Here is an 18317-nt window from a genome sequence, read left to right on the forward strand (position 1 = left end):
CTTTTACCCTCGCTTCAATCTCTTTCATGATATCCAGACATTTTTCTTTATTCATTCCTGCTGCTATGCCTACTGCAAGAATTTCTTTTTCTCCTGAATGGAAGAGAAAAGGGGCTAATTAAAAATCCTTTTTCAATACAGCTTTTACTATACTGAAACGCAATTTTACAACCGGCTGTCATCGCCAGCGTCCCGCCCAATCGTTCATTATAATATACTTGTAACGAATTATCTCGTTTCATTAATAACCTCCTGAATATCCTTATATGGTACATTCGTGAATATACCTCTAAGCTCATCGGCAATATCCAAAGCCATTGCAATCTTCGTCAGTGAAAGTAAGGATATCTTTCCTGTCATTTCAAATCTCTTAATTGAACCATAGCTCACTCCACTCATAGAAGCCGGTTTTTCCTGTGAAATAGAACCTCTTTTCCTGATAATATATTATCTATTTTTTATGACTTTCTAATATTTTATATAATATTTTATCCATTTTATTCTATCACACGTTTCTTGTGGTAACAATAATTTATAGCTTCCTTAACTGACTGCCAGTTCAAATGTCCACTTCTCTTTCTTTCAAAAATGGACAATCCCCCTTGGGACTGCCCATTTAATTACATTTTATTAATACAATTTTGCACCTGCGGGAATTTTATCATCAACCATAAAAATAGTTAAGCCTTCACCACCATCTTCTTCATGTACTGCTGAAATCAGCATACCACAGGAGTCAATTCCCATCACTTTTCTTATTTACACCATCTAAGAACTTCATTGTCGGGAATAATAATATATTATTATACTAGCTCTTTCAATACATATTCTTCTTTTTTTCAACCAATTCTACTGCTGTGTCAATTTGTTCCTCTGCTTCTTCTCTAGTCGCTATATAGAAATCATCATAATCACTGGCATGTCTTATTTCTTCTGCCTCAGCAATCTTCCTTCCCAAAGTTCTTGGAAAAATTTCTGTCTTGATATAATTTTTATTAAAATTCGCAAGGGCATCTTTATGCCTCTTATATGCGTTTCCATCTAAAGCATGAATGGCTGAAATAGCATGATAAATTCCATAATAGGCTCTGTTATTCACTCCCCTGTATTCTCCTGCATCTAAAAGAATTTTTGCTGATTTTATATCACTTTTAGCAACTTCCAACCTATATAAAACCAAATCTCGCCTTGTACCCTTTTCATTATGCTGCGTCAAATAATTTTACCCCCTCACTCGCCACATTTGAATAAAGCGGATACACTTCTACCCACTTATTAAAATGCTCTTGATTTTTTGCTATCGGCTTAATATCTACATCATAATCCATATTAAAATCATAGGTTATACCAGATAACTCATGACGATACTTTTTAATGTCTATATCACTTAAATCCAAAAGCACCATAATATCTATATCCGAGTCCTTTGTATAATCGCCCCTTGCATAAGAACCGTACAAAATAACTGTCTTCAAATGTCTTCCGTATATTTTACAGAGTAATTCAACATATTGACTTATTAACTCTCTTGTTGTCATAGATATACCACCTCATTTATCACTTCTCCAATACAATAGACGAAATTTCTTCATAATATCTCTGCCGACTCTGCCCACACCCCATTTTCTGTTTCCTGCAATGTCTTATACGTTTCAGCCTTATAGAATTTCAATGCGGCTTCCTCAAAACTGATATGAAAATACTTCTGTCTTTTTTCTATAATATTTATTATAAACGTATTATCCATAAACGCGCAATGAGATTACTTCTTCATTGAAATTTCTACGCATAAACTCTTTCTTATTTCAATCTACCTTGATTGGAATTACTTCTTGAATTTATATTTCCCTTTTCCGTGACCTGATACCGGTTCAATAATATCCGCTTGTACCAAATTGGAAAGAAATTTGGACGCACCTGAACCTTTCAGCTCAAGAAGTTCCATAACTGCACTTCTTCCAAATACTTCCTCAAAACCAAACTTTTCAAAAAGTCTATGGATATGAACAGTTGTTTTTATTGAGAAACCGTTTCCTTTTTCAAGAAATACACTTTCAATGTCCACTTTTTTGTCTTGAATGTCTACTTTTTCATTAGCAATATCCACTTTCTTATTTCCAATGTCCACTTTTTTCTCATTCAAACATCCACTTATGTGTAGATTTCGATTGTGGAGCTCATTTTTCTCGTTCAAAAGTAGATTTCTGAGAAAGGCATGTTTATAAATTCCCTGAAAGAGTTTGCAATGGATAGAGATATTCGTCTGCACAATTTTAATATATCTCTAATCTGTATACAAACATTCATAGTGATGTCTTTTATTATAAACGTATTATCCACAAATACGCAATGAGATTGTTTCGACACAACAGGAAGATGCTTATTTCTTCTCTTTCTTCCAAAAATGGGCAATCCCCCTCGGGACTGCCCATTTAATTACATTTTATTTATTAGTACAATTTTGCACCTGCCGGAATTCTGTCATCTACCATCAACAGATTTAATCCTTCTTTTCCATCTTCCTCGTGTACTGCTGAAATCAGCATACCGCAGGAGTCAATTCCCATCATTGGTCTCGGCGGCAGATTTGTGATTGCGATACAAGTCTTTCCAACCAGCTCTTCCGGTTCGTAATACTCATGAATACCGCTTAAAATCACTCTTTTTTCGTCTGTACCATCATCTAAAACAAATTTCAAAAGCTTCTTTGATCTCGGTACTGCTTCACATTTCAGAACCTTTACAGCTCTGAAATCAGATTTGCTGAATGTTTCAAAATCAACCATTTCTTCAAACAATGGCTCAATTTTCACGTTAGAAAAATCAATTTTTTCTTCCACAACCGGAGTCGCTGCAACTGGTGCTGCTTTCTGTCCTGCATTGTGTGCTTCATTTTTAGAAGCTCCCTGTGACTTCATTGTGGGGAAAGATTTCACGTTTTCTTCATGATTCTTCGGGATGCGTCATTGTACTATATTGTCTAAATTTATAAACCTTATAATCACTTCATTATTCGTCATTATTAAATTTACTTTGTTGTCAATTTGCTGTAAACCAAACAAATTGTTGTCATCCGTTATACTAAGCACTTCTCAAAAAATATCTAATTTTGTTGCTAAATTCTCGAATGACTCTTGTTTCTTTTCTTCTGTTGCTTCCGCATAAATGTCCATCGTTGTTTCAATGTTTCTATGTCCCATAATGGATTGAATAACTTTTAAATTTGTTTCATTTTCGCAAAGTCGTGTACAAAAAGTATGTCTCAGATGATGGCAAGAAAAATTAGGTAGTATAATAGGATCTCTTCGTTCTTTTTTAGCTCGCACCACTTCGTCTGCATTATAACTATTCGCTATACGCTTAATCGTATGATTGACTGTTTGTGGATTTGGAACCATTCCAAAACGATTACAAAAAATAAATCCTGACATTCCATCAATTTCTGATTCATTAAAACCATTTTCCAGTTGTTCTTCATAAAGCATTTCAAAAGCATCTTTCACAATATCCAACATTGGAATTGTACGAATTCCCGCTTCCGTTTTGGGTTTGGATATTCTCAATACACTTTTGTTGCTTTCTGGTTTTTGATAATAACTCAAACTGTGATTGATACTGACTGTTCTTTTGTCATAATCTAGGTCTTGCCATCGAAGCCCTAATGCCTCACCAATTCTACATCCTGTTCCAAGCAACACCGTAAACATAGGCCACCAATGATAATATATCGGATGGTTCGCAATATATTCCATAAATGCTCTTTGCTGCTCTACTGTCAATGCATGTCTGATTCCTCTGTTCTTCCCGGATTCTTTGCTAATTTCTTTCATTACTCCATCAGTAGGATTATTTCGTATAATCTCATCCCGCACTGCCAACTGAAATGTTGGATGAAGTAAACAATGAATAGTATCTAATGTTCCTAATGAAATTTTTACTTCATTAAGAAGATAATAATAAAACTGCAATACATCAGAATACTTTATATCTGCAATCCGCTTTTTTCCAAAGGTGTCACGTACATAATGATCGTACGTATATAAATATGAACTTTTTGTAGATTCACGCAAATTATACTTCGTGGACATATACCGATCAAACGTATCATTCACACTTGCCTTGCCAGCAACATAGAGATCCAATCCGTCCAACTGATCCTTCATCAGTTTAGATTCTTTCTCTCTTAGTTCTGCCAGATCGTTAGCATATATAAATTTACGTCTACCCATCGGATCTGTATAGGTGTACATGTATCTTTTATCTGATGATCTTTGTACTTCTCCTTTACGTAAAGTTCTTCCTCGCAAATCTTTTCTTACTTTCGCCATAATAGTTTCCTCCTCTTAAGAGAGAAGCACTTACTATTTTTTCTGCTCGGATAAAAGTATCTCTACCCCTTTTAGGACAATGTCCGTTGTATTCATTTTATGTTGTTCGGCGTATGCAAGCATCTGGGAATATAGCTGATCAGGAACACGAATGCTTAATACTTTCTTCTTTGCATTGTCTGATTTTGGTCTTCCCATCTTTTTCATTTCAGCTCTTATACCTCCTATACCAACATTATACTTTCTGTATGACATAAAGTCAATTAAAAATGCAGAAAACTATAGAAGTTCTTCTCTCTTATTTTCTCTCTTAAAATTTTAATACTCTCGGAATGTTTCCAAATATTTTTCAAATATCTCACAATTTACTAAAGCTACTTTATCAATTTTATAGACTGCTTTCGCCTCTTTTGCTAATGCCTGAAATTTTGTCAATCCTAAACTATATTTCTCCGCACCTTCTGGATATCTCACGAACTTCTTTTCCATTTTCTTAGTAGCTTCCACATCTTTTCTTGCAAAACCCATTTCACAAAACTCCTTTCCATCTATAAATAAGAAAGAAAACAAATTTGTCTTCTCATATAACGAAAGGAAATCAATGAATTTTACAGGGTGATTATGAAAAAAAGTTTAAAAAAATAGTTGTCAAAGGATTTTCTTCGACAACTATCGTTACAAATTACTACTATTCATATTGAATTATTTTATTTTCATATTTTATATCACAACCCATTTCTATAAATCTCGTTTATAACAGCCTGCGCCTGTTCCATTTCTTTTTTCTTTATGAATTCTTCCCGGTCACTTAAAATTGCTATCATTTCATCTATTACATCTTCCATTCTAGGTTCCGTGTAACGATACAAGTATCCTAACATTCTAGTCGCCGTATAATCAGTATTCAAGATATTATAAGCTATTTCTGAACAAAGTTCTTTCGGATATCCTTTAGTAAGTAAAACCTTGTACAACTCATCTGTTCTTTCTGTTTTCATAAACCATCTCTCCTGTAAATTTTACGCTGCTTATATCAATATTCCTTCCCAATGATCCAATTCATGCTGACAGATCTGCGCGATCCATCCATCAAGTTTCAAATTCTGTTTCTTCCAATTCATATCCAAATATTCAACTTCTGGGGCAGATAGAATACTCTAGATACTTTATGGTACACATTTGTATTTTTTCATGTTAATATTCTCTGAATTATATCTGATGTTTTTCTTGCGCCAAATTATTAAAGCCAAAATCTAATCATAAAACACTATTCTTTCTGCTTTAATTTCTCTAATATTGATAACATATCCGGTTGTGTAGACATGAATTTCACACATAATTATTCCTTATTTACCTATTCATATTTTTTTAATATTACTGACAAATGCTATAATACACATCATCCGCAAGATATGTATTAAATTGTTGAGAGTATTTTTCACTATTCTTTAAAAAATCATCTATCATATTAGAAATCAAGTATGCCTGATCAAATCTGATTCTTAATAACGGAATGCCTTTGTTACGACAATATTCATTTTTTTCTATATCAGCTTGTCTTCTTTTCAAATATCCCTTTTTCCCTCCCCAGCGATTGATCGACTTAAAATGCTGTTCTCCATCAAATTCAATAAAAAGTAATGTTTTATTCCATTCCAGCGAAAAATCATATCTTTTTCGTATTTCTCGTATATAATGTTCTGTACGAAAAGAGATTTTTCTCGCTTCTAAATATTGTTTAACAAGCCCTTCTCCCAATGAACAGTCTGCTTCTTTATTTGTTACAACATGTATATTCGCAACAATATCATTAAAGTCTCCATTTACAAAAACTGGCTCTTTCCATTTTGTAATAATATCTTTTCTCCCTTCTCCCACATGATACCGCTCCCAATGAGCTTTTCTAATATGTGGTCGCTTTCCATTCTGACTGCTTTCACTGTTCTCATATTGTTGAATTTTATTTTTTTGATAACTTCTTATTTTTTCTCCATAACGGCATCCAACATTCCACTTACGTACTTCTGAATATTTATTTTTCACCAAACTTGATGGTTTATATGTTTTTATAGTTTCTGAACTTTCAATAACATCCGCTTCTTTCGAAGATAAATACATCAAAAATTGTAATAAAAACAGTCTAAAATTACTCACTCCTCCAATAAACCACTGCGTCCTAAAACTATCTGATGTATACATCAAATCTTTATGCAAATTATAATCAAAATAATATACGCCATTGTCAACACTATACATCTCTGGTTTTATCCAAAATGCATCTGCATATGCCGTGGGATTTTCGCCTTCATACTCATGTACCGGTATATGTGAATATCCGATTTCTGTCGGAAGAGAGGATATTCTTATTACTCCTGTATCGTATACTTTTACTTGTACAAAAAATCCTTCATATACGAAAAGTTCATTTTTTGAGAAGTCCAAATAAAAGGTATCAAACGGTATATGTTTGAGCATTTCCGGATATACTCTTAATTTATTTGTGCCTATGAGTGCTTGCGAGAAATCATAATCCGGTTCATATACAATCTTATTATATTTCCAGACTCCAGCAAATCCAGCTGTTGCAAAACAAGCACTTATTATATGCATAGCAAAATAATTATTATCAAACATATTATATGTATGAATATATCTTTCTTTATTTGGACCCGAATAATTACTGGTTCCCCAATCAGCATCTGCAATCATCTCTAGTAATACCTCAGGTTCACAATTAATATATTCCTCACTACAATATAATTCTGTCAAAACACTATAACGTTTCACGTACTCTAATGGCAAATACATTAATTTCAACTCCTAATCACACATTCAAAATTTTTTCTACATAAAACTATTATACATCATCTATTGTCTTACGCACACATAGAAGAGATAAGCATCCATCTTCTGTTTCATAAGGTGCTTGGGGGATAATTCTGAAATGTAGTATAGCAGTTTTTTAACTTTTTTTCTATCTCGCCCTGTATTTTCCACTCTGAGCATTTCGTTATATGAGAGGGTTAATCTTTCAAGAGCAAGATCCACCCAGTAATACGGTATCGCCGTTTTGGCTTTCCGATTACTCTGAGTTTTATCTTGATGTGGATTACGCTCCCCATACCCTCGTTACTGACATTCACAAAATGTCAGATTGGCTTCCACATAAAATGTGTACGCAACACCAGAAGTATCAGAAGGGACAGCTGATATTTCTAGTGGAGTGCCCTGAAGTTGGAAGCACTCAATTAAGGGAGGAGGAACATGGCACCAAAGAAAAAAAGAAATGAAATGAAACACTCTAATATCATTTGTTTAAGATTAAGTGACATTGAATTAGAGTTAGTCAATCATGCCGCTTCTCAGGCGAAATTATCCCGTTCTGATTATCTGAGAAACCTGATTTTAGATCACAAAATGGCTATACACTATGAAGTTGTCATTGATAGCCAAACAATAAAAATGCTCTTAGCAGAGTATGGAAAAATCGGCTCTAATCTTAATCAGATCGCAAAATATTTCAATACAGGAGGAGCGTACTCTAAATCTGTAACAAACGAAATCCAGCAATGTCTTTACGACCTCTATAGGTTAAAAAAGGAACTGCTAAAAATGATAGGTGATTATCGTGGCAATAGTGAAACATATTAAAAGTCGGAATGCAAACTATTCAGATGCTCTGAATTATCTCATCTTCCAGCATGATGAATCAACCGGAAAAATGATTCTCGATGAATTTAATCGGCCACTGCGAAGAGATGAATTATATGTGGATGGTCTCAACTGTAATCCCGATACTTTTGATGTTGAATGCTATGAATGTAATGAACATTTTAAAAAGAACCGAAGCAGATCTGAAATCAAAAGTCATCACTATATCATCAGTTTTGATCCAGATGACAAATCAGAATGTGGGCTGACCGGAGAAAAAGCACAGGCTCTATCTTTAGAACTTGCAAAGAAAATCTTTCCGGGATATCAGGCTCTTATCGTGACACATACCGATGGTCACAATGGTTCCGGCAATATCCATACGCACATTGTGATCAACAGTGTCCGTAAAGAAGCTGTCAGAAGGCAGAGTTACATGGATAAGCCCCATGAAGAAATTGCCGGATACAAACACCGATCCACAAATAAATTTCTGAATTATTTCAAAAAGGAAATTATGGATATGTGCATCCAAGAGGGACTTCATCAGATTGATCTTCTCTCTCCGGCTGAAACAAAAATCACACAGGCTGAATATATGGCTCAAAAATCCGGGCAGAAAAAATTAGAAGAGACAAACAAAAAAATCATTGCAGATGGGTTGAAACCAACTGCCACTACATTTCAGACACAGAAGCAAGAACTCAGGAATGCCATCGAAGAATGTAGCTCGCATTCTAAAAACTTTCAGGAATTCCAATCTCTGCTTTTGGAAAAATATCAGATTTCCGTCACTGAAGAAAGAGGAAGATATCGTTATCTCCATCCGAATCGGGACAAACGGATTACAGAGAAGGCTTTGGGAACTCAATACGGCAAAGAACATTTAGAACAGCTCTTCTTACGAAAAGATCCGATAACCATTCTTTATGTCAGATCGCATTTGCGGTTGGTAGTAGATCTTCAGAAAAATGTGAAAGCAATGCAAAGTCCCGGATATGCTCATCGGGTAAAAATATCCAATCTTCAGGAAATGGCAAATACTATTATCTATGTGCAAGAACATGGATACAATACCCAAACCGAATTAAAAAGTTCCTTTTCCGAATCTCAAAAACAGTTAGATCAGGCAACAAAGCAGCTTATGGAAATGAATGCAGATTTGAAAAGCATCAACCGGCAGATCCATTACACCGGACAATATTTTGCACAGAAAGCAATCTATACCGAATTTTTAAAAGCGAAAAACAAAGGCAGATTCCGAAAGGAACACACCACTGAAATTCAAGCATATGAAGAAGCCCGTGACTGGCTGAAATCTTTTTATCCCGATGGAAAGATGCTTCCTATCAAAACATTGAAGGAACAAAAAGTCAGCTTGCAGGAACAGATCGACCAGCAAAAATCATCCATCCGATCTCTAAAGGATCTGACACAAGATTTAAGAACCGTAGACAAAAATGTGGAAGCAATTCTCCACAACCAGGTTCCCAAAAAACAAAAGACACGGGAACCCGAATTATAAATCATTTTACGAAGGAGGAATTACAATATGACACAAAATGAATTTAATGTTGTCCTTGAACAACAATATCGAAAATGTGCCGATGTCCTAGCACATAAGAAGAAAGAATACACCGGAGACCGCATTGATCGCCTGAGTGCATTTAAAATTGCTGCCTCATTACAGGGATGCACACCTAAGGCTGCTCTGGCCGGAATGATGTCGAAGCATGTCGTATCTCTCTATGACATGTGTTACTCTTCTCTGCTCCAATTTGACTTAGAACAATGGGATGAGAAGATCACAGACTGCATCAACTATCTCATTCTGCTGAAAGCATTGATAAAGGAGGAACAAGCCTATGGATCACATTGAGACAAAGATTTTAAATAGTTATACCATTCAAGAAGCAGCTCAGAACATGGTATTCGCAGCAAGGCTTACCCAACAGGGGCATTCCATTCAAAACATGGATGATCTTATGGCTCTTTATCAGAAATCTTTTACGGATAAAACTGTAGACCGGATTGCCAGTCTTCCCCATCCAACCGTACAGAAATTTACGGTAATCACCGTTGCGATTGTAGGTGCAAGCAGACGTTTTCTTGCACAGATCACTCGTCATCAAAACGAAGTAAAATTCATGAGTGCATCTCTGCAATATAGCAACTATTCAGAAAAAGCTGCATTTACGATCCCATATGAAATCCTTTTTTCCGAACAGAGATACATTGATCTCTATCTGCAAAGCTGCTTATCGGATCTCAGATGTTATCAGGAATTGTGTTCTGTGGGATTTCATCATGATTCTGCAGGATATGCCCTTCCCCATGCTTTAAGAAATATTCTGATTATCTGCGCTACACCTTATGAGTGGAAACATATGATCAGTCAGCGCATCTGCAGGAGAAATACCGACGAAACAAGAATTGTGATGTTGGATATCTGGCAGAAGCTATATGAATTCGATCCGGTGTTATTTTCACCGAAGCTGACCGGTCCTTTCTGCCAGCGGGGATGTTGTGAAGAAGGTTCTATGTCCTGTGGAATCCCCATCCCAAAAGACTGGTCTCCATTAGAAATAATGAGAGCAGATTATCCTCTGCTCGTAGAAGGGAGGGAAGCTGTTTATGAAGATTAAATTGATCGACTTTGGATTAGAGAAAGATCATTATCCCTTCCGCCCTCATGAAAACGATGCCGGGGCCGATGTGTATATGCCTTATGACTGCACATTAAAGCCAGGAGAGATTGCAAGAATCCCCTTAGGATTTGGTCTCATGATTCCAGATGGATATGCTGGTTATGTTTTTCCAAGAAGCAGCATGGCAGCAAAAGGGTTGGTCTGCGAACTTCCGCCTATTGATTCTGGATATCGTGGAGAAATTCATGCCATCATCAGTAATGTTAGTTCAGAATCCCAAATACTCCGCAAAGATACCCGTGTAGGGCAACTGGTTATCACTCCCGTTCTAATCGCCGACTTTGTTCTGGATCTCGGAGAAGCAAGAGATATCGGTGCTTTCGGAAGTACCGGGGAATAAAGATCATAAAACCAGAGGTACCGAATAATTTATGATTCGACACCTCACACACTCGAAATAACTTACAGAAAGGAATTACTATTATGATTACGTTTGGAAGAAAATTAAAACATTTGAGACAGAAAAATCATCTCACACAAAAAGAACTCGGTATCGCACTTGGCTTTCCAGAAGATTCTGCTGATGTCAGAATTGCACAATATGAAGCAGATGCAAGAAAGCCTCGTGATGAAATCCTTGCTAAAATGGCTAAAATACTTTACGTACCAATCGATGTCCTCACCGTTCCAGTATTATCTGAACCAAGAGAATATGATGCTGCGTCCTTCTGGATGCATGAACTAGCTACAGAACTATAAATTTTTACATAAAATAAAAAAAGCAGGAAATCTTTAGATATGCTCTCTTCGTGATGACAGTTTATTATTTTACTGTCTCTCATAAAGGGAGCATATCATTTCAGATTTCCTGCTTAGCAAAGCTGTGAAGATTTAATTGTGATTGGGTTGCCAGTTATACAAACTGCAATTTGAAAACCACATTTTTATAAGTGGTTATTAACCCTCACAGGGTTTTAATAAAATCCTCCGAAAGCCTTGAAAATAAAGGGCACTGAAAAAGTCTGATTCTAAAAAAGAATTGGGCTTTTTTATTATTTCCATTATAATAGAAATATAAGGAAGGAGGACCTATCATGTTAAAAGATCATTCGCAGTTACAATTATCATTGTCACCTTATCAGGGGCTTTATGATGCGATCATTCCCGCAGATCATCTTTTGCGTAGAATTAAAGAAAATATAGACTTCAGCTTTGTAAATCCAATGCTTCGTAAGCAATATTGTGAAAATTTCGGTCGCCCAGCAAAGGAACCAGAAATGATGTTTAAACTACTTTTCCTGAAAAAGCTGTACGATCTTTCTGACGAAGCCCTGATTAGCAGCGCCCAGACGGACATGGCATATAAATTTTTCCTTGATCTGGAACCAGAAGCAAAAATGATAGATCCCAGTCTTCTCACAAAATTCAGAAAAACTCGTATTACAGAAGATATTCTGGAAGAAATGTTAAAAGAAACCATTCAACAGGCTTTGGATAAAAACCTGATCAAATCGGGAACCATTATCGTTGATTCCACCCATACAATTGCTTCTGTCCGGGCAAAATCTCCAACGCAGATTCTGCGGGATATGAGCAAACAACTTCGGAAAGAGGTTTATAAAACAGCTTTTGAATTATCAGAGCGATTTCCTGAAAAACCCTCTTTGGAAGCAGGGCTGGATGAAGAAATTGCCTATACTAAGGAACTACTCCAGGTTCTGGAGGAAGGAATAAAATCCTGTGGAAATAAAAAGATACAGAAACTTTCTCATGAAATGAAAGAACTACTAGAAGATGAGCGGCTCAAAGAGATCCGATCCAAAGATGATAAAGATGCACGGTTTGGACATAAAACGGCAACCAGTACGTTCTATGGATATAAGAATCATCTTGCGATGACTGAAGAACGTCTCATTGCGGGGATCACTGTAACAGATGGAGGAGCACCAGATGGGCAGGAATTACCAAAACTGATAGAAAACGCGAAGGAAAATGGAATAAAAGTTACAGAAGTTATAGGCGATATGGCATATGTCAGTGATGACAATCTGGAAGTCTGCGGAAAAGAGATTACATTGATTGCCAGGACCAATACAGCAGTAGCTGCTGCAGCAAACGGGAACCTTGAGGAAGGTTTCTGCTTTAATAAAGATGCTGGGATGCTGCAGTGTCCTGCCGGAGAGCTTTCCACGCGTGTAGAAAAAAGAACGGCAAAAAATGGGAATACTTATTTAAGATATATATTTAGCAAAGTAACGTGTCGGAAATGCCCCCAAAGAGAAAAATGCCGTGTAGGAAGATCAAACGCTAAAACAAGAAGCTACAGTATCACGCAAGCAAGTGAGAAAAATCTTGAAAGGCTTAAATTTGAAGAAAGCGAATATTTTCAGGAGCGAATGAAGATTCGGCACAGGATAGAAGAAAAGAATGGAGAACTAAAGGAAGCTCACGGTTTGCGTAAAGCAGATTCGAGAGGTTTATTTGCTATGCATCTGCAAATGTATTTTACGGCATTTACAGCAAATGTAAAACGAATAGTAAGATTAGAAGAGCTGGCTATGGAGTAAACCATAGCTTTTTATGATTTTCCTAAGTAAAGATTTGAAAATAATAGAAAAGAAAAACTTCCACTTAAGAAGAAATGGAAGTTTTTCAGTGCCCTTGAAAATAAAGGGTTTATCGCAAAATGCTCACCTTAACTTATTATACGATTTCACTTACGTTTATTCTTCCCTTGGAAGCTGATAAGGGCAAACACAAGGGCAAGAAAATCTGATAACAAGATATAAGAGAATGTGGCAATCGGAGAACTGTGACGTATGTGCGAATATATTATACTGGAGGATTTATTATATGGACAAGTACATTTTTGATGAAAGCAACGGTTTATGGTATGAATTGCAGGGAGATTATTATATCCCTTGTCTGATACTTTCCGAAGAAGAAACACAGCCTATCGGTTTGTGGGGACAGCGCCACAAGCAGTATCTAAAGGAGCATAAGCAGTTCCTCTATACCACAATGCTGATTGAGGGTACACTAAACTCCTACCTTGCAGATATTGACAGACAGGCACAGGAGCGTTTGCTCCTGCTGACAAAGCAAATTGCAGAGCAGGAAAATGTGACCGAGAAACTGAAAGCAGATAATGCTATGCTGTGGGTACAGAAAATGAATGAAATTCAGTCCAGAGTTAGAGAAATCATTTACAGCGAGATTATCTACGCATAACAGAATGAGTGATTGGGGCGGTAAGCCAGCTTTTGGCTTACTGCCCTTGTCTGCTCATAAGCAAAATAAAGAAATACCGTCAATGGCAGTGCTTGCACTGTTCATCGAGACCATTGACGGTATTGCGTATTTTGCTATCGCTGTCCGTGGCTTTTTTCAATTTTAAACGTTGCTTAAAACAACTTATTGTGTTAAAATATATGCTGATACAAATAAGAGTTTAGGAGGAACCGAAACTATGACAGCCTCAATGCGTTTAAGATAAGCTGGCAATAAAAAAAGCAGAATCTATCCCCGATGATAGGCTTTTTTTCTTGTGCTTATTTATACGATATTGAGCATTCATTAGTTACGGTGAGATATAAGTTATTTAACTATACCTTTATTTAACTATACCTTTATTTAACTATGTCTTTAATATGAATGTTTCCAAATTGTATGTATGCAGACCAAAAGCCACATTGTGGATTTTGGCCTGCATTTTTTATTGCCTAGAATGCTGTTCAAAATAGAAATTCAAGCAAAATAATATGCAGGAGATAATATAAATGGAAAAATACAACAATTGGAAACTTAAGTTTTATACAATATGGGCAGGGCAGGCAGTATCATTAATCACTAGTGCCATCCTGCAAATGGCGATCATTTTTTACCTTACAGAGAAAACAGGATCTGCGATGGTCTTGTCTATGGCTTCACTAGTAGGTTTTTTACCCTATGCGGTCTTTGGACCAGCTATTGGTGTATTAGTGGATCGTCATGATAGGAAGAAGATAATGATTGGTGCTGATTTAATTATCGCAGCAGCTGGGGCAGTGCTTGCTATTGTTGCATTGTATATGGAGCTACCTATCTGGATGGTTATGGTAGTATTGTTTATCCGTAGCATTGGAACGGCTTTTCACACCCCGGCTCTCAATGCGGTTACGCCACTTTTAGTACCAGAAGAACAGCTTACGAAATGTGCAGGCTATAGTCAGTCTTTGCAGTCTATAAGCTATATTGTTAGTCCGGCGGTTGCAGCACTCTTATACTCCGTTTGGGAACTAAATGCTATTATTGCCATCGATGTATGGGGTGCTGTGATTGCATCTATTACGGTAGCAATTGTACGTATTCCTAAACTGGGTGATCAAGTGCAAAGTTTGAAACCAAATTTCATACGAGAAATGAAAGAAGGAATGGCTGTACTACGGCAAAATAAAGGATTATTTGCTTTATTACTCGTTGGAACATTATATATGTTTGTTTATATGCCCATAAATGCTTTATATCCTTTAATCACTATGGAATATTTTAATGGTACACCGATGTATATTTCTATTACGGAGATTGCTTATGCCTCTGGTATGTTGATAGGGGGTCTATTATTAGGGTTATTTGGGAATTACCAAAAGCGAATCTTATTAATAACGGCATCCATTTTTATGATGGGGATAAGCTTAACCATTTCAGGATTACTTCCCCAAAGTGGATTTTTCATATTTGTAGTCTGCTGTGCAATAATGGGGCTTTCGGTTCCGTTTTACAGCGGTGTACAAACAGCTCTTTTTCAGGAGAAAATAAAGCCTGAATATTTAGGACGTGTATTTTCTTTAACTGGAAGTATCATGTCTCTTGCTATGCCAATTGGGTTAATTCTTTCTGGATTCTTTGCTGATAGAATCGGTGTAAATCATTGGTTTTTACTATCAGGTATTTTAATTATTTGCATTGCAATAGTTTGCCCAATGATAACTGAGATTAGAAAATTTGATTTAAAATAAACAATATTGGAGGGATATTTATGTATCTTATTTTCATGTAATTCTTCCTGCTTAAATCGCAGGGTTTTCCCTGCGTACAAGCAAATGAAAACATGCGATTATAGACAGGAGGAAAATGTTATGGAATTGATATTAAAAGCAAAAGACATTCGTGTGGAATTTAAAGGACGCGATGTTTTAGATATAGATAATTTAGAAGTATATGATTATGACCGTATTGGTTTAGTAGGAGCAAATGGTGCAGGAAAAAGCACTTTATTCAAGGTGCTTTTAGGCGAATTAACTCCTCTAGGATGTAAAATGAATCGTCTGGGTGAACTTGCCTATATCCCTCAGTTGGACGAAGTAACCTTGCAGGAGGAAAAAGATTTTGCACTTGTAGGCAAGCTTGGTGTTAAGCAATTAGATATACAAACCTTGAGCGGCGGTGAAGAAACAAGGCTTAAAATAGCACAAGCTTTATCGGCACAGGTTCATGGTATTTTAGCGGATGAACCTACGAGTCATTTAGACCGTGAAGGAATTGATTTTCTAGTCGGACAGCTAAAATATTTTACAGGTGCACTGTTAGTTATTAGCCATGACCGCTATTTTCTTGATGAGGTAGTAGATAAAATATGGGAACTGAAAGATGGCAAAATCACTGAGTATTGGGGAAACTATTCTGATTATCTTCGTCAGAAAGAGGAAGAACGCAAGAACCAGGTTGCAGAATACGAGCAATTTGTTACCGAACGTGCCCGATTGGAAAGGGCTGCGGAGGAAAAGCGAAAACAGGCTCGTAAAATAGAACAGAAGGCAAAAGGTGCTTCAAAGAAAAAAAGTACGGAACGTGGAGGGCGTTTGGCTCATCAGAAATCAATGGGAAGTAAGGAAAAAAAGATGCATAATGCCGCTAAATCTCTAGAGCATCGGATTGCGGCCTTAGGAAATGTAGAAGCTCCGGAAGACATTCGCAGAATTCGTTTCAGGCAAAGTAAAGCATTGGAGCTCCATAATCCATATCCTATTGTCGGTACGGATATTACTAAAATATTTGGAGATAAGGTATTGTTTGAAGATGCATCTTTTCAAATTCCGCTTGGAGCAAAAGTGGCTCTAACTGGTGGGAATGGAACAGGAAAAACAACTTTAATCCAAATGATCTTAAACTATGAAGATGGAATTTCTATTTCACCTAAGGCAAAAATAGGATACTTTGCACAAAATGGTTACAAGTACAACAGTAATCAGAAAGTCCTGGAGTTTATGAAGGAGGATTGTGATTACAATGTTTCAGAAATTCGTTCCGTGCTTGCATCCATGGGGTTTAAACAGAACGATATTGGAAAAAGCTTATCTATTTTAAGCGGTGGCGAAATTATGAAATTATTGCTAGCTAAAATGCTTATGGGTAGATATAACATCCTACTAATGGATGAACCGAGCAACTTCCTTGACATACCAAGCCTGGAGGCCTTGGAAATACTAATGAAGGAATATGCAGGAACGATCATGTTTATCACCCATGACAAACGGTTACTTGAAAATGTGGCTGATGTAATTTATGAAATTAAAGATAAGAAATTAAACGTAAATGGTAAATAGCCGGTACCATGCCACTTGTTAGTTTTTGTGAGATAATTACTCTAAAAAATCTAAGGTTTTTTAGGGAGGAACATCTTATGGATAAAATTACTCACAAAGTCCGCTGCGAACAATGGGCTAACATAATAAAAGAATGCCTGGCTAGTGGAATGAATAAAACTGCCTGGTGCAGAGAACATGGTATTTCTGACAAGTCATTCTTTTACTGGCAACGCCGGCTTCGTGAAGAAGCTTATATTTCTACAGTAGAATCTTCTTCACTTCCAGCAGTAAGTGTACCGGCAGAGCCGTCGGTTGATTTCGTCGAATTAAGATTACCTGAACAATCCGCCGTATCATCATCTGCATTCAGACCAGATGTGATCATTCGAAAGGACTCCTTTTCGTTGGAGATTTCAAACACTGCTTCTGCGGAACTGCTAAGTAGGATCGGAGGCCTCTTACATGCTGAATGATGCAACCGGTTTTGACAAGATTTTTATCGCAACAGGATACACCGACTTAAGGCGTGGAATTGATGGTCTGGCATCCACTATTAAATATCAATTCGAGCTGGATCCCTTTCAGAAAAACATCCTGTTTCTCTTCTGTGGTAAACGTACCGACCGAATCAAAGGGCTGGTTTGGGAAGGAGATGGGTTCCTGCTTCTTTACAAACGATTAAATGTTGGCGGATTCAGTTGGCCTCGTACGAAGGAAGAGGCCATGAGCAGATAGATAACTGCCCGAAAAAAGGACATAAAAAAATCCCTCCAAATTTAAAAACAAATTCAGAGGGTAATTTAGGGTATAACAAAATAACCCACCCGAATATCGTTTTTTTTATTTGGTGAGTTTGTTCTTTCAAATACGAAACAAAAAGAGCCGATGATTCGTGAATTGTTCCACAATTTCATCGGCTCTGCGTCTTAAGCGTCTGGCTCTTTGATGACAGTTATCTTCAAGTTGTCAACTTTAATCAATCTTTCTTGTCTGCATTTTGGACAATAAAGGGGATAATTCTCCAAAACAGTGTCCTTCCTAATTTTATTACGGGTTTTGCTCCCACAAACAGGACACAATATCCATTCGCATTTCATCATAATTAGTCTCTAATCCTTTCAAAT

At 36.6% G+C, this 18317-nt stretch carries 24 protein-coding genes and 2 pseudogenes; 13 read left to right on the forward strand and 13 right to left on the reverse strand.

What is annotated here, in order from left to right; all coding sequences use genetic code 11:
• Positions 1 to 47: 47 nt before the first annotated feature.
• The 12 genes and pseudogenes from BQ7352_RS03815 to BQ7352_RS03865 all read right to left on the reverse strand — a co-directional run bounded on the left by BQ7352_RS03815 (position 48) and on the right by BQ7352_RS03865 (position 7136).
• On the reverse strand, positions 48 to 242 hold the full coding sequence (locus tag BQ7352_RS03815) for a HipA N-terminal domain-containing protein (RefSeq protein WP_072447131.1): 195 nt from the start codon (positions 240 to 242) through the stop codon (positions 48 to 50).
• Positions 229 to 441: pseudogene (locus BQ7352_RS03820) on the reverse strand (helix-turn-helix domain-containing protein); the annotation flags it as partial. The pseudogene BQ7352_RS03820 and the gene BQ7352_RS03815, both read right to left, overlap by 14 nt.
• Before the next feature lie 376 nt (positions 442 to 817).
• Positions 818 to 1216 (reverse strand): HEPN domain-containing protein, encoded by a 399-nt coding sequence (locus BQ7352_RS03825; RefSeq protein WP_072447132.1) that lies wholly within the window; start codon positions 1214 to 1216, stop codon positions 818 to 820.
• Positions 1203 to 1538 (reverse strand): nucleotidyltransferase domain-containing protein, encoded by a 336-nt coding sequence (locus BQ7352_RS03830; protein WP_072447134.1) that lies wholly within the window; start codon positions 1536 to 1538, stop codon positions 1203 to 1205. The genes BQ7352_RS03825 and BQ7352_RS03830 overlap by 14 nt, the downstream gene beginning before the upstream one ends.
• A 287-nt stretch (positions 1539 to 1825) precedes the next feature.
• A complete protein-coding gene (locus BQ7352_RS03835; RefSeq protein WP_072447135.1) occupies positions 1826 to 2143 on the reverse strand; it encodes a hypothetical protein in 318 nt (105 codons plus the stop codon).
• A gap of 307 nt (positions 2144 to 2450) precedes the next feature.
• A pseudogene (locus tag BQ7352_RS03840) lies at positions 2451 to 2939 on the reverse strand (lysine--tRNA ligase); the annotation flags it as partial.
• A gap of 153 nt (positions 2940 to 3092) precedes the next feature.
• Positions 3093 to 4328, reverse strand: coding sequence for a site-specific integrase (locus BQ7352_RS03845; protein WP_072447139.1), 1236 nt, complete (start codon positions 4326 to 4328; stop codon positions 3093 to 3095).
• 33 nt (positions 4329 to 4361) lie between these two features.
• Positions 4362 to 4535 (reverse strand): hypothetical protein, encoded by a 174-nt coding sequence (locus BQ7352_RS14600; RefSeq protein WP_009246937.1) that lies wholly within the window; start codon positions 4533 to 4535, stop codon positions 4362 to 4364.
• Between the two features lie 111 nt (positions 4536 to 4646).
• Positions 4647 to 4856 (reverse strand): DUF6462 family protein, encoded by a 210-nt coding sequence (locus BQ7352_RS03850; RefSeq protein WP_008976866.1) that lies wholly within the window; start codon positions 4854 to 4856, stop codon positions 4647 to 4649.
• A 197-nt stretch (positions 4857 to 5053) separates the two neighbouring features.
• On the reverse strand, positions 5054 to 5326 hold the full coding sequence (locus BQ7352_RS03855; protein WP_054703388.1) for a hypothetical protein: 273 nt from the start codon (positions 5324 to 5326) through the stop codon (positions 5054 to 5056).
• Between the two features lie 30 nt (positions 5327 to 5356).
• Positions 5357 to 5455: a peptide deformylase gene (locus BQ7352_RS03860; protein ID WP_330390365.1), complete on the reverse strand. Its 99-nt coding sequence runs from the start codon at positions 5453 to 5455 to the stop codon at positions 5357 to 5359.
• Positions 5456 to 5702: 247 nt separating this feature from the next.
• A complete protein-coding gene (locus BQ7352_RS03865; protein ID WP_072447143.1) occupies positions 5703 to 7136 on the reverse strand; it encodes a PDDEXK family nuclease in 1434 nt (477 codons plus the stop codon).
• A gap of 456 nt (positions 7137 to 7592) precedes the next feature.
• Between BQ7352_RS03865 and BQ7352_RS03875 the strand changes: the two genes are divergently transcribed.
• The 13 genes from BQ7352_RS03875 to tnpB all read left to right on the forward strand — a co-directional run bounded on the left by BQ7352_RS03875 (position 7593) and on the right by tnpB (position 17928).
• Positions 7593 to 7979: a plasmid mobilization protein gene (locus BQ7352_RS03875; RefSeq protein ID WP_009246941.1), complete on the forward strand. Its 387-nt coding sequence runs from the start codon at positions 7593 to 7595 to the stop codon at positions 7977 to 7979.
• Positions 7957 to 9504, forward strand: a complete 1548-nt coding sequence (locus BQ7352_RS03880; protein WP_072447145.1) for a relaxase/mobilization nuclease domain-containing protein — start codon at positions 7957 to 7959, stop codon at positions 9502 to 9504. The genes BQ7352_RS03875 and BQ7352_RS03880 overlap by 23 nt, the downstream gene beginning before the upstream one ends.
• Positions 9505 to 9531: 27 nt before the next feature.
• On the forward strand, positions 9532 to 9858 hold the full coding sequence (locus BQ7352_RS03885) for a hypothetical protein (RefSeq protein WP_004606466.1): 327 nt from the start codon (positions 9532 to 9534) through the stop codon (positions 9856 to 9858).
• Positions 9845 to 10624 carry an FAD-dependent thymidylate synthase gene (locus BQ7352_RS03890; protein ID WP_072447146.1) on the forward strand — a complete coding sequence of 260 codons (780 nt, stop codon included), beginning with the start codon at positions 9845 to 9847 and terminating at the stop codon, positions 10622 to 10624. Before BQ7352_RS03885 ends, BQ7352_RS03890 begins: the two co-directional genes overlap by 14 nt.
• Positions 10614 to 11027 carry a dUTP diphosphatase gene (locus BQ7352_RS03895; protein ID WP_072447148.1) on the forward strand — a complete coding sequence of 138 codons (414 nt, stop codon included), beginning with the start codon at positions 10614 to 10616 and terminating at the stop codon, positions 11025 to 11027. Before BQ7352_RS03890 ends, BQ7352_RS03895 begins: the two co-directional genes overlap by 11 nt.
• Before the next feature lie 83 nt (positions 11028 to 11110).
• Positions 11111 to 11386, forward strand: a complete 276-nt coding sequence (locus BQ7352_RS03900) for a helix-turn-helix domain-containing protein (protein ID WP_072447150.1) — start codon at positions 11111 to 11113, stop codon at positions 11384 to 11386.
• 335 nt (positions 11387 to 11721) lie between these two features.
• Positions 11722 to 13194 (forward strand): IS1182 family transposase, encoded by a 1473-nt coding sequence (locus tag BQ7352_RS03905; RefSeq protein WP_009263863.1) that lies wholly within the window; start codon positions 11722 to 11724, stop codon positions 13192 to 13194.
• Between the two features lie 286 nt (positions 13195 to 13480).
• A complete protein-coding gene (locus BQ7352_RS03910; RefSeq protein WP_008976875.1) occupies positions 13481 to 13858 on the forward strand; it encodes a TnpV protein in 378 nt (125 codons plus the stop codon).
• Positions 13859 to 13862: 4 nt separating this feature from the next.
• Positions 13863 to 14024: a hypothetical protein gene (locus tag BQ7352_RS14490; protein ID WP_153903692.1), complete on the forward strand. Its 162-nt coding sequence runs from the start codon at positions 13863 to 13865 to the stop codon at positions 14022 to 14024.
• Between the two features lie 382 nt (positions 14025 to 14406).
• On the forward strand, positions 14407 to 15624 hold the full coding sequence (gene mef(A), locus BQ7352_RS03915) for a macrolide efflux MFS transporter Mef(A) (protein WP_009246943.1): 1218 nt from the start codon (positions 14407 to 14409) through the stop codon (positions 15622 to 15624).
• A 120-nt stretch (positions 15625 to 15744) separates the two neighbouring features.
• Entirely contained in the window at positions 15745 to 17211 is a 1467-nt protein-coding gene (gene msr(D), locus BQ7352_RS03920; protein ID WP_072447152.1) for an ABC-F type ribosomal protection protein Msr(D), read from the forward strand.
• A gap of 77 nt (positions 17212 to 17288) precedes the next feature.
• Positions 17289 to 17666, forward strand: coding sequence for an IS66 family insertion sequence element accessory protein TnpA (gene tnpA / locus BQ7352_RS03925; RefSeq protein ID WP_072447154.1), 378 nt, complete (start codon positions 17289 to 17291; stop codon positions 17664 to 17666).
• A complete protein-coding gene (tnpB, locus tag BQ7352_RS03930; protein WP_072447156.1) occupies positions 17656 to 17928 on the forward strand; it encodes an IS66 family insertion sequence element accessory protein TnpB in 273 nt (90 codons plus the stop codon). Before tnpA ends, tnpB begins: the two co-directional genes overlap by 11 nt.
• A gap of 191 nt (positions 17929 to 18119) precedes the next feature.
• Here the strand turns inward: tnpB and BQ7352_RS03940 are convergent, their stop codons facing one another.
• Positions 18120 to 18293 (reverse strand): cysteine-rich KTR domain-containing protein, encoded by a 174-nt coding sequence (locus BQ7352_RS03940; RefSeq protein WP_002779755.1) that lies wholly within the window; start codon positions 18291 to 18293, stop codon positions 18120 to 18122.
• Positions 18294 to 18317: the final 24 nt, after the last annotated feature.

Source organism: Blautia sp. Marseille-P3201T (genome assembly GCF_900120295.1).
Classification (GTDB): Bacteria; Bacillota; Clostridia; order Lachnospirales; family Lachnospiraceae; genus Blautia.